Below are 11,653 nucleotides of genomic sequence, written 5' to 3' on the forward strand. Positions count from 1 at the left end.
GTCCTCATCGTCCCCGGATTGCGCGACCAGGTGGACGCGCACTGGCAGACGCTGCTGGCCGCGGACCTGCAAGCCCAAGGCCGCAAGGTGCGCACGGTGCCGCCGATGGGCCGCGCCGATCTCGACTGCGCGACCAAAGTCGCCGCGATCGAGCGCGAGGCGCAGGCCATCGACGGCCCGGTGATCCTCGTGGCGCACAGCGGCGGCTGCGTGATGGTCGCCCACTGGGCACGCCAGACCCGGCGCGCCGTCTGGGGCGCACTGCTGGCCGCGCCGCCGGACTTCGAGGAAGCGATGCCCGAGGGCTATCCCACGCTGGCGGACCTGCGCGCCGGCGGCTGGCTGCCCGTGCCCCGGGAACGCCTGCCGTTTCCAAGCATCGTCGCCGCCAGCCGCGACGATCCGCTCGGCGACTTCGACCGGGTCACCGAACTGGCGCGCGACTGGGGCGGCCGGCTGGTCGATCTCGGCGAAGTCGGCCACCTCAATCCGGCTTCGGGCCCCGGCCCCTGGCCCCGTGCCGAGCAGTTCATCGAGGAACTCGCCGGCCAGTACGCAACGGCGGGCTGAGCGCCCGCTTCCCGATTTCAAGACCCAAGGAGACATACCCATGGCACAAGCCATTCGCCTGCACGAGACCGGTGGCCCGGAAGTGCTCAAACTGGAAAACGTCGAAGTCGGCGAGCCGGGCCCCGGCCAGGCGCGCGTGCGCCACAGCTACGTCGCGGTCAACTTCATCGACATCTATTTCCGCACCGGCCGCTATCCCCTGCCGAAGCCCAACGGGCTCGGCTCCGATGCCGTGGGCGTGGTCGAGGCCGTCGGCCCCGGCGTGACCGACGTCAAGGTCGGCGACCGCGTGGGCTATCTGATCGGGCCGCAGGGCGCGTACTCGGAAGTGCGCGTGATGCCCGCCGATGTGCTGATCCCGCTGCCGGACGGTGTGTCGGACCGCAGCGCGTCGACGCTGATGATGAAGGGCATGACGGTGCAGTACCTGTTCCGCCAGGTGTTCCCGCTGCAGGGCGGCGAGACCATCCTGTACCACGCGGCCGCCGGCGGCGTGGGCCTGATCGCCTGCCAATGGGCGCGCGCGATGGGCGTGACGATGATCGGCACGGTCAGCACCGACGAGAAGGCCGAGCTCGCCCGCGCGAACGGCTGCGCGCACACCATCGTGACCTCGCGCGAGAACATCGCCGAGCGCGTTCGCGAGATCACCGACGGCAAGGGCGTGCCGGTGGTCTACGACTCGGTCGGCAAGGACACGCTGGAAGCCTCGCTCGACAGCCTGCGCCCACGCGGCGTGCTGGTCAGCAACGGCACAACGTCGGGACCGGTCGTGATCGACTCGATGACGCTCGCCGTCAAGGGTTCGCTGTGGGTCACGCGGCCCGCGATGATGCACTACATCATGCCGCGCGCGCACATGCTCGACATGGCCGGGGAGCTGTTCGGCCATGTGCTGGACGGCCGCATCGTCAGCGAGCCAAAGCAGGTCTTCCGGCTCGCCGATGCCGCCGATGCGCACATCGCACTCGAATCGCGCCGGACAGTTGGCGCCACGGTCCTGGCGATCTGATCATGAACACTGCTGCGCTCCGCGAAGCGACGCCAGGCCGCGAGGACGGTTATCTGTTCAGCCGCGGGCAGGCCTGGTTCGCCTTCGCCATGACCATCGGCCTGATGATGGTCGACTACATCGACCGCCAGGTCATCGTGTCGCTCTTTCCGTACCTGAAGGCCGAATGGGCCCTGTCGGACAAGCAGCTCGGCGGGCTGGTGTCGGCGGTGTCTGTCACCGTCGCCCTTGCAGCCATCCCGGTGGCGCTGCTCGCCGACCGCGGCAGCCGCGTCCGCAGCGTGGTCGTGATGGGCCTAGTCTGGAGCCTAGCATCGATCTCATGCATGTTCAGCCGTGGCTACGGCCAGTTGCTGGCGGCTCGCGCTGTGGTCGGACTCGGCGAGGCGGGCTACGGCTCGGTCGGCGCCGCGCTGATCGCCAGCCACTTCCCGGCACGGCTGCGCGGTGCCGTGCTGGCGGGCTTCTTTGCCTCCGCCTCGGTCGGCTCGGTACTGGGCGTGCTGCTCGGCGGCATGATCGCGGCGCGCTTCGGCTGGCAGGCCGCCTTCGGTCTTGTGGGCGTGCCAGGCCTCATCCTCGCGTTGCTGTACCTCAAGGTGCGCGACTATCCGACCGTCAAGCTCACGCCGAGGCTCGACCGGGCCACGCGTTCGACGCGCAGCGCCGCCGGCGCCATCGCCCAGGCGCTCATCCGCACGCGGACCATGCTGTGGCTGTGCGTCGCCGGCGCCGCGCAGCTCGTCGTGGTCTCCGCGATCTGGTCCTGGCTGCCGAGCTTTCTCAATCGCGTCCACGGCGTCGTGCCGGAAAAGGCTGCCATGAGCGCGGCGCTGGTCGTGCTCTGTGGCGCGCTGGGCAGCGTCGTCTGGGGCGCGGTGGCCGATCGCGCCGGCCGGCACCGTCCGCGCACCAAGCTCTACGTCGTGGCGCTGCTGTGCGTCGCTTCCATGCTGGTGCTGGTGCTGGGGTTCGGCGCTCCGCGCTTCGGGCTCGCCATCGGAGCGCAGGCGCAGTTCGCGCTGCTGGCGGTGGGCGGCTTTTTGATGACCTGCTCGGTCGGTCCGCTCCCGGCGGCGGTCATCGACGTGATCCACCCCGGCATCCGCGCCACCGGTGCCTCGGTGATCTCGCTGTTCCAGAACCTGTTCGGCCTTGCGGCCGGACCGTTGATCGCCGGCTTCCTGTCGGACGCCTGGACGCTCGAATACGCGCTGATGACGGTGCCCGTCTTCAGTTTGCTGGCTGCCGGCGCGCTGCTGGTTGCCGCACGCACCTACGAGTCCGACCTGCTGCGGGCCTGCGACGCCACCGACTCCGCCGCCCACGCCGAGGAGCCGATTCCGGGCTGCGCGCAGCCAGCCCGCGAGGCCTTGGCCTGAACCGGCCGACCCCCCAAACCAACGAACCAAAGAGAACCTCCATGAATGGATTGATGATGGAGCAGCCGCTGTTGATCTCGACGCTGCTCGTCCACGCCGAGCGCCACCACGGCGAGCAGGAAATCGTGTCGCGCCGGGTCGAGGGCGACCTCCACCGCACCACCTACCGCGAACTCGCCGAGCGTTCGCGCTGCCTGGCCAACGCCCTGGCGGCGAAGGGCATTGGCGCCGGCGACCGCGTCGCCACGCTGGCCTGGAACGGCTACCGCCACATGGAGCTGTACTACGCCGTCTCCGGGTCGGGCGCCGTGCTGCACACGCTGAACCCGCGCCTGCATCCCGACCAGGTGGTCTGGATCGCCGACCATGCGGAAGACCAGGTCCTGTTCTTCGACCTGAGCTTCCTGCCGCTGGTCGAGGCGATCGCTTCGCGTGTGTCGACCATCAAGGCTTTTGTCGCGATGACCGACCGCGCCCACATGCCGGTGTCGTCGAAGGTGCCGGATCTCCTGTGCTACGAGGAGCTGGTGGCGCAGCATTCGCCCGATTTCACCTGGCCCACCTTCGAAGAGACGCGTGCGTCCTCGCTCTGCTACACCTCGGGAACGACCGGCAATCCGAAGGGTGCGCTCTACAGCCACCGCTCGACCGTGCTGCATACCTATGCGGCGGCGCTGCCCGATGCGCTCAACTGCTCGGCCAGGGACGTCATCCTGCCGGTGGTCCCGATGTTCCACGTCAACGCCTGGGGCCTGCCGTATGCCGCGTGCATGGTCGGCGCCAAGCTCGTGTTCCCCGGTCCTTGGCTCGACGGCAAGTCGCTCCACGACCTGTTCGAATCCGAAGGCGTGACCATGTCGGCCGGTGTGCCGACGGTCTGGCAGGGGCTGCTGACCCATGTCGAAGCCAACGACCTGAAGTTCAGCACCATGCGCCGCACCATCATCGGCGGCTCGGCTTGCCCGCCGGCGATGATGCGCGCCTTCCAGGAGCGCTACGACGTGCAGGTGCTGCACGCCTGGGGCATGACCGAGATGAGCCCGGTGGGCACCGTCTGCACGCTCAAGCCCCGACAGCAGGCGCTTGACGTGGAATCGCGCCTGGCCATCCAGGCCAAGCAGGGCCGCGCGGTGTTCGGCGTCGACATGAAGATCGTCGGCGAGGACGGCCAGGAATTGCCGCGCGACGGCAAGGCCGCGGGCGAGTTGATGGTGCGCGGTCCGTGGATCATCTCGAACTACTTCAAGGGCGAGGACGCCGGCCCGCTGGTCGACGGCTGGTTCCCGACCGGCGACGTCTCGACCATCGACGCCGACGGATTCATGCAGATCACCGACCGCAGCAAGGACGTGATCAAGTCCGGCGGCGAGTGGATCGGCTCCATCGACCTGGAGAACATCGCGATGGCGCACCCCGCCGTGGCGCTGGCGGCGTGCATCGCGGCCCGCCATCCGAAGTGGGACGAGCGCCCGCTCCTGGTCGTGACGACTAAGCCCGGCGAAAGCCTGACGCGTGACGAGCTGATCAGCTTCTACGACGGCCGTATCGCCAAGTGGTGGACGCCGGACGACGTGGTCTTCGTCGAGGAGATTCCGCTCGGCCCCACCGGCAAGGTGCAGAAGAACAAGCTGCGCGAAGTGTTCAAGGACCATTTGCTGGTGGCGCACCCATGAGCAACGATGTCCCTGACGGCCTGGCCGGCGGCCGGCCGCCGCTGCTGCGTGGTGGCCTCGATCGCGGCAATCGGCATGAAGACGCAATTGCGCGATCTTGCGGCCGTCGGCATCAAGCCGGTGGCCTTGATGCTCGGTGAGACCATTTTTCTCGCCATACTGGTGCTCGCGCTGCTGCGCTGGGCACCTTGACCCCAGACACAGGAGATTGACCACGTATTCCAGAAGAGCATTGGTGGCACGCGCCGCTTCAGTCGCATGTATTTCGGCGGCCGCCCTTGCGGGCGCGATGGCCCACGCGGACACGCCCAAGTGGCCGGACAAGATGCTTCGCATCATCGCCGCCGGCCCCGCCGGTGGATCGGCGGACATCATCGCGCGGATGATGGCGGACAACCCGTCGAAGGAGTCCGGCCAGCCGGTCGTCGTCGATCCCCGGCCCGGGGCCGGCGGCGTCCTCGCGGTGAACGAGCTTTCGCAGGCTCCACATGACGGCTACACGGTGCTGGTGGCAGTCAATTCGCTGGTCAGCGAGATTCCGCACATCGTCAAGCTGCGCGTGGACATGGCGCAGGAGATCAAGCCCGTGGCCGAACTCGGTCGCGGCGGCCTCGTGCTGGTCGGCGGGCCTTCGGTGCCCGCCAAGAACTTCGGCGAGCTGATGACGTGGGTCAAGGCCCATCCGGGCACGGTCAACTACGCGTCCTACACGGCGGGCACGTTGTCGCACGTGCTGGGGCTGCAACTCAACAAGGCGGCGGGCCTCGACATGACGCACGTGGCGTACAAGGGGTCGACACCGGCGCTGACCGACGTAATGGGCGGCCACGTGCCGCTGATGTTCGACGCCATGCCGAGTTCGCTGCCGCTGATCAAGGCCGGAAAGATCAAGGCCTTCGCGGTGAGCACGCCCAAGCGATCCGCGCTGCTGCCCGACGTGCCGACCTTCACCGAACTCGGCTTCCCGCAACTTGAGGCCACCGGCTGGATGGGACTGTGGGTCAAGCCCGACGTTCCCGCCGCGTAGCAGGCCAGGCTTCGCGAAGCCGCTCTCAAGGTGCTGGCGACGCCGGCGGTCCGCGCGCGGCTGCAGGACATCGGCTTCGAGCCTGGCCAGCCGCGCAGCCCCGAGGAACTGACCAAGTCGCTCGGCGCGGACTACCAGCGCATGGGGGCGGTGCTGAAGTCGATCGATTTCAAGCCCGAGTAAGGGCAGCCGCATCGCGAGGGCTGATTGGTCGTCAAGAACGGTCCTCGTCGGACGCTGGCGCAAGGCGTGAGGCCAGCCTGGTTCTACAACGAAACCGTTGATGTGGACCCGATCCTAAGCGCGCTCATTCCCCTCATCGCGCGCAAATAGAATGGGGGCTTCCTGGCAGTCGCCGCTGCGCCAGGGCCGCCCAGGGGTTTGCGCCGGAACGGGTCGACGTGGGAGACTGGTGGTGCCTGAACAAAGGAACACCATGGAAACTTCCAATGATCTTCAAGCCACAGTGGAGGCGCTGGTTTGCAGGGGCAAGGGCATCCTTGCCGCCGACGAGAGCGGCCCGACCATCGCCAAGCGCTTCAAAACGATCGGCGTGGAGTCGACGCCGGAGAGCCGGCGAGCCTACCGCAGCCTGCTGCTGTCGACGCCTGGACTCGGCGAGTTCGTCAGTGGCGTCATCCTGTACGAGGAGACGTTGGGCCAGCGCGCGGACGACGGCGAGCCGATGGCGGCAGTGGCCGCGCGGCAAGGCATCGTGCCTGGGATCAAGGTCGACGCCGGCAAGGGCCCGCTGGCCCTTGCACTGGGCGACGAGATCACCCACGGACTCGACGGGCTCGCCGGGCGTCTGGAGGCGGATATCCAGCAGGGTGCGCGCTTTGCGAAATGGCGCGCCGTCTACAACGTCTCAGACACATTGCCGAGCCGGACGGCGGTCGAGGCAAACGCCGAAGCGCTCGCTCGCTACGCGGCGATCTGCCAGTCGCTGGGCGTGGTGCCGATCGTCGAGCCGGAAGTTCTGATCGACGGCGACCACAGTCTGGTGCGCTGCGCAGAGGTCACGCAGGCGGTTCTACTCGAGGTGTTTCGAGCCTTGCATCGCCATCGCGTGGCACTCGAGCACATCCTTCTCAAACCCAGCATGGTGGTGCCGGGCAAGGCGCATGTGCAGCAGGCGGGTCCCGCCGAGGTGGCCACGGAGACCCTGCGCGTACTGCGAAGGGCGGTTCCTGCGGCGGTCCCGGGCATCAATTTCCTGTCCGGAGGGCAATCGCCTGTGGAAGCGACAGCCAACCTGGATGCGCTCAATCGCCTGGGCACACAGCCGTGGCAGCTGAGTTTTTCCTACGGGCGCGCCCTTCAGGATCCCGTGCTGCATGCATGGCAAGGGCATTCCGCCCATGCGCGGGCCGCCCAGGACGCGCTGCTCAAGCGCGCCCGACTCAATGGGCTGGCAAGCCAGGGGAAGTACGGCGCGGAGATGGAAAGCGCGCCTTAACGGCGATGGGGCTGGACGATGCTGCGCGCTCGCGCATATCGCCCTCATCACGATATTCCAAACCTGCGCACAAGCCGCTATGGCAAGTGGCTGCCGCCCGACGGCCGCGCCATCGATGTCTGTGAACGCAGGCGCGTTCCACCCAAGTCAGCTTTGCAGGGCATTGTGCGTGGCCTTGGTCAGCATCGAACTGGCGAGAACTGCGCGGACACCTACGGACCATTGCCTCTGCCTACGACCACGTCGAGGCTCCTTCAGAGATCTTCGAGCATTCGATTTAACGATTGGACTATGAACAAACATAATTTGTCGTTATGACATTGCTTCTGCAAACTGATCGCATTGAAGGGCAAGACACAAGGGCTTTGCGCGCAATTGAACTGCATACGGCGTGAGCCCCTGATGCAGCGGAATCAAGTTGCCCATGGCGCCCATCCCAGTTCTTCGAGTGTTCGGGAACCTCGAATACGAACGATCGCGTGCATCACAAATAGATAAATAGAGGCAATCATGAAAATTCTCTGGACGAGATTTGCAGTTCACTGCGCCCTGGCGGTGAGTTTGGCCGGCTTCGGTGTCGGTGCCTTGGCGCAGTCGCTCAAGATTGGCTGGCTTTCGTCCCTGACGGGGCCCCTGTCCGCGGCCGCGCTGGCTGAGAACGAAGGCGTCAAGCTGGCAGTGGACGAAATCAACAAAGGCGGCGGCGTGCTCGGCAGGCAGATCGAACTGTTGACGCGCGACACCGCTGGCGACCCGACCAAGGCGGTCAACTTTGCCCAGCAGCTTGCCTTCAGCGAGAAGGTCCAGTTTGTCATTGGCCCCGTCAACTCGGGAGAGGGACTGGCAACCACGCCTGTCCTGGCTCGTGCGGGGATTCCCAGCATCGTCATCAGCGTGGTGGATGAACTGACGGATGCCACGAAGTTTCCTCGTGCCTTCCGCGTGGTCAGCACCAGCCAGCAGTGGCTCTCAACGGCCAACGACTACGCCGTGAAAACGTTGAAGAAGAACAAGATTGCAATCATCGCCGACACCTCGGGTTTTGGAACCTACAGTTCCAAGCTCGCGACCGAGATGCTGACGAGGTCGGGCGGCAAGGCCGTATATGTCGCGCTTGTCGATCCGAACAAGACCGACGTCACGGATGAAATCAACAAGGCCAAGGCCGCTGGTGCGGAGGTCATCATGACGTGGACGTCATCCACCGGGTTGCTCGCAAGAATCCTGAACGCCCGTGGAGAACTTGGCTGGGATGTACCGGTCATCGGCCATCCGTCGTTGATGGCGACGCAGATCCGCAAGCTCCTGAACAAGCCCGAATACTGGGCCAACACATTCGCTCCCGGTTATGTGAGCACGACATACGGAGCCGATGGCAAGGTCCCTGAACGCACCCAGGCCCTGATCGAGAAGATGCGATCCAAACTCGGTGGCGGCGAGATCGACCTGACGTTCTGGTGGGTGGCGATGGGTTATGACACCGTCAAGGTCATCGAGCATGCCGTGAAGATTGCCGGCTCGTCGGATCCTGCCGCAGTTCAGAAGGCTCTCGAAGGCACCAATGCTTTTCCTGGTGTTTTTGCAACCTACACATGGGGCCCCGGCGAGCGCAACGGATTCCCGGACAGCAGCATGGTGGTGAACGCCGCCAATACCTTCAAGGATGGCAGCTTCAAGCTTGCCCCTCGCTGATATGGCTGAGGAATTGCGAGGTATATAGCGTGCTCACCGTCTTCGTGACCGGGCTTGCGGTGGGCATGCTGTATGCCGCCATCGCGTTGGCCTACAACGTGATGTTCTCGACGTCCAAGGTGCTGTCTCTGACAACCGGCCACCTGGCGATGCTGGGGGGCGTCGCCGGCGCCTACTTGATTCAAGCGCTGCACATGCCCTGGTGGCTTGCCGTGTTCGGTTCGATGGTCGTCGGCGCAGCGTTCGGCCTGGCTACCGAATTGCTGGCGATTCGCCGCGTGCTGAACAGAAGCGACGAACACCTGTGGCTGCTCAGCACGCTGGCCCTGGCAACCATGATCCAGCAAGGCGTCGGATTGTGGTGGGGCACCGAGCCCAAGCCGTTCCCGCGATTCATCGCCCAGAACTTCGGATCTGGCGTGCTGGACCAGAAGTTCTGGCTGCCCATCGGGGCCACCATCCTTATGGCCATGGGCCTGAGCGTTTTCTATCGCCGGACCCTGTACGGCAAGCTGTTCGTCGCGATGTCCGAGGATGCCTTCGCCGCGCGGGCTCGTGGTGTCTCGACGGATCGGATCCGGATGCTCTCCTACGTGCTTTCCGGGGCACTGGGCGGTCTTACCGGCTTCGCGGCCGGTCAGCTGACCTTCGCCCATTTCGCGCTTGGGTTGACGCTGACGCTGAATGGCTTCATCGCGCTGGCGGTCGGCGGCCTGGGCAGCAACCTGGGGGCTTTGCTGGGCGGCGCCACGCTGGGACTTCTGAACGCATTTGCGAGCTACTGGTTTGGTGGCGAGTACCAGCAGACGATCGCCGTCGGCATCCTGATGGTGGTGCTGCTCCTCAGGCCCGAAGGCATGTTTGGCTCCAGGAATGTGAGGCCGGTGTGATGGACAGCACGATGTCACGCTACAAGCCCCACGCGCTCGCCGTCGGCGCGCTGCTGGCAGTTGCACTGCCGTGGATAGCAGGCGACCAATACCAGCTGCATCTGGCAGCGCTGATCTGCGTTTACTGGATCCTGATCTCAGGATTGAACCTCGTGATCGGCTACACCGGCCAGATTTCCATCGGGCACGTCGGACTGCTGGCCATCGGTGCCTACGTGTTCACGATATTGGCTGGCAAGATGGGCTGGCACCCCGCGGTGGGGGTCATCGTCGCCGGCGCGGCGGGGGGGCTGTGCGGCCTGGCGCTCGGCCTGCCATCGCTGCGTCTACCGGGCTTCTATTTTGCGATGGCGACCATGGCGTTCGCGCTGATCGTGAACGAGGTGGTACTCGCGCAGGACGGGTTCACGGGCGGTGGAATCGGGTTGTCGGTGCCCGCGTTCCCGGCACCGTTCGACGGGCCGGTCGGCTTCTACTACCTGGTTGCGGCCGTGGCCCTTGTGGTCACGCTCTTGAGCTGGAATATCGCGAGGAACATGTGGGGCCTGGGTCTGGTGTCGATTCGCGACAACCCGGTCGCCGCGCAGGCCGTAGGCGTTCCGATCTTTCGCGCCAAGCTGCTGATCTTCGTCTTCAGCGGCATTGCCGCGGGGATATCGGGCGCCCTGTTCGCGAGTCTTCAGAGCTACATCACCCCGGACACGTTCGTGTTCGAGCTGAGCCTGTTCTTCTTCGTCTGCATCATCATCGGCGGCAGGGGCAGCCTCGTCGGGCCCTTCCTCGGGACCGTCGTGTTGACGGCATTGCCCGAAGTGGTCGCGCCCCTGGCCAAGCTCGGGAACTTCTTCTACGGGCTGCTGCTGTTGGTCGTCGTGCTGGTGATTCCGGAGGGCATCGGACGCCTGCTCGCGCTCGTCTCGGAACGCTGGAAGCCGCGCAAGGTGCAGCACGACGCGGTCAAGCCAGACCTGCCGCGCCTGCAACGCGCCATCGGAGGTCCGCGGTGACGCCGGTTGCGGGGGCACTCGAGGTCGTCGGCCTGGGCAAGCACTTCGGTGGCATCAGCGCGATCGACCAGGTATCGCTGTCGCTTCGACCCGGTGAAGTGCATGGCCTGATCGGTCCGAACGGCAGCGGAAAGACAACGATGTTGAACATGCTGTCGGGCTACTACGCGCCGAGTTTCGGATCCATCGCTCATGACGGAGTCGAAATCGCCGGTGAGTCGGTTCAGCACCGCGCACGCATCGGGGTGGCACGTACTTTCCAGAAGCCGCGGCTCATGCCGACGCTGACTGTGCTGGACAACGCGGTCCTGGGCGCCTGGACACACGCGAGTGCCGGCTTTCTTGCGACTGCATTCGGCCTGCCGAGCGTGCGGCGTGAAGCCCGATTGTTGAGGGAGCGGGCAGCGGAATTGATCCACGGCGTCGGGCTCGGCCATGCGATCCACCGTCGCGCCAGCCTGCTCGACCATGCTGAGCAGCGCTTCCTGGAAATCGTGCGGGGTTTGGTGATGCATCCAAGATTCATCCTCCTCGACGARCCCGCCGGGGGGTTGACCGGCAATGAGATCGAGCATCTCTCCAGTCTGATCCAGACCATCCGCGATGCCGGCATCGGCGTGCTGCTGGTGGAGCACCACACGGACTTCGTGTTCCGCATCTGTGATCGCGTCACGACCTTGAACGTCGGAAAGATGATCAAGCACGGCACGCCTGAAGAGGTGCGCGCCGACCCGGAAGTCATCCGCGTCTATCTGGGGGCCTGAACGATGGAAAACCTACGCCCCACCAAGCCTCTTCTGGAGGTCCGGGATGTGCATGTGGCCTACGGCAAGGCGGCAGTGGTTCACGGCATCTCCATGGATGTCCGCGCCGGAGAGTTCGTCGTGATGCTGGGTCGCAATGGCGCAGGCAAGAGCACCTTGCTGCACGCCATTTCGGGC

Annotated in this window: 13 protein-coding genes; all 13 read left to right on the plus strand. The window is 65.6% G+C overall.

What is annotated here, in order from left to right; all coding sequences use genetic code 11:
• A partial coding sequence (locus AC1DY5_RS24550; protein WP_478115597.1) for an RBBP9/YdeN family alpha/beta hydrolase occupies positions 1–570 on the plus strand: 570 nt, incomplete at its 5' end.
• A 40-nt stretch (positions 571–610) separates the two neighbouring features.
• A complete protein-coding gene (locus tag AC1DY5_RS24555; RefSeq protein ID WP_478115598.1) occupies positions 611–1,582 on the plus strand; it encodes a quinone oxidoreductase family protein in 972 nt (323 codons plus the stop codon).
• Between the two features lie 2 nt (positions 1,583–1,584).
• Entirely contained in the window at positions 1,585–2,964 is a 1,380-nt protein-coding gene (locus AC1DY5_RS24560) for an MFS transporter (protein WP_478115599.1), read from the plus strand.
• A gap of 41 nt (positions 2,965–3,005) precedes the next feature.
• Complete coding sequence (locus AC1DY5_RS24565; protein ID WP_478115601.1) at positions 3,006–4,637, plus strand: 3-(methylthio)propionyl-CoA ligase; 1,632 nt, start codon at positions 3,006–3,008, stop codon at positions 4,635–4,637.
• A 6-nt stretch (positions 4,638–4,643) separates the two neighbouring features.
• Positions 4,644–4,829 (plus strand): hypothetical protein, encoded by a 186-nt coding sequence (locus AC1DY5_RS24570; protein WP_478115602.1) that lies wholly within the window; start codon positions 4,644–4,646, stop codon positions 4,827–4,829.
• A 97-nt stretch (positions 4,830–4,926) separates the two neighbouring features.
• Entirely contained in the window at positions 4,927–5,664 is a 738-nt protein-coding gene (locus AC1DY5_RS24575) for a Bug family tripartite tricarboxylate transporter substrate binding protein (RefSeq protein WP_478115603.1), read from the plus strand.
• 30 nt (positions 5,665–5,694) lie between these two features.
• Positions 5,695–5,847 (plus strand): hypothetical protein, encoded by a 153-nt coding sequence (locus AC1DY5_RS24580; protein ID WP_478115604.1) that lies wholly within the window; start codon positions 5,695–5,697, stop codon positions 5,845–5,847.
• Between the two features lie 253 nt (positions 5,848–6,100).
• Positions 6,101–7,123 carry a class I fructose-bisphosphate aldolase gene (locus tag AC1DY5_RS24585; RefSeq protein WP_478115606.1) on the plus strand — a complete coding sequence of 341 codons (1,023 nt, stop codon included), beginning with the start codon at positions 6,101–6,103 and terminating at the stop codon, positions 7,121–7,123.
• 510 nt (positions 7,124–7,633) lie between these two features.
• A complete protein-coding gene (locus AC1DY5_RS24590) occupies positions 7,634–8,815 on the plus strand; it encodes an ABC transporter substrate-binding protein (protein ID WP_478115607.1) in 1,182 nt (393 codons plus the stop codon).
• 44 nt (positions 8,816–8,859) lie between these two features.
• Positions 8,860–9,705 (plus strand): branched-chain amino acid ABC transporter permease, encoded by an 846-nt coding sequence (locus AC1DY5_RS24595; RefSeq protein WP_478115611.1) that lies wholly within the window; start codon positions 8,860–8,862, stop codon positions 9,703–9,705.
• Positions 9,706–9,716: 11 nt separating this feature from the next.
• Positions 9,717–10,712, plus strand: coding sequence for a branched-chain amino acid ABC transporter permease (locus AC1DY5_RS24600; RefSeq protein WP_478115609.1), 996 nt, complete (start codon positions 9,717–9,719; stop codon positions 10,710–10,712).
• Entirely contained in the window at positions 10,709–11,476 is a 768-nt protein-coding gene (locus AC1DY5_RS24605; RefSeq protein ID WP_478115610.1) for an ABC transporter ATP-binding protein, read from the plus strand. Before AC1DY5_RS24600 ends, AC1DY5_RS24605 begins: the two co-directional genes overlap by 4 nt.
• Positions 11,477–11,569: 93 nt before the next feature.
• Positions 11,570–11,653: ATP-binding cassette domain-containing protein (locus AC1DY5_RS24610; RefSeq protein ID WP_478115612.1), on the plus strand; the 84-nt coding region annotated here is incomplete at its 3' end.

This window comes from Variovorax sp. P4_D9 (genome assembly GCF_056401695.1).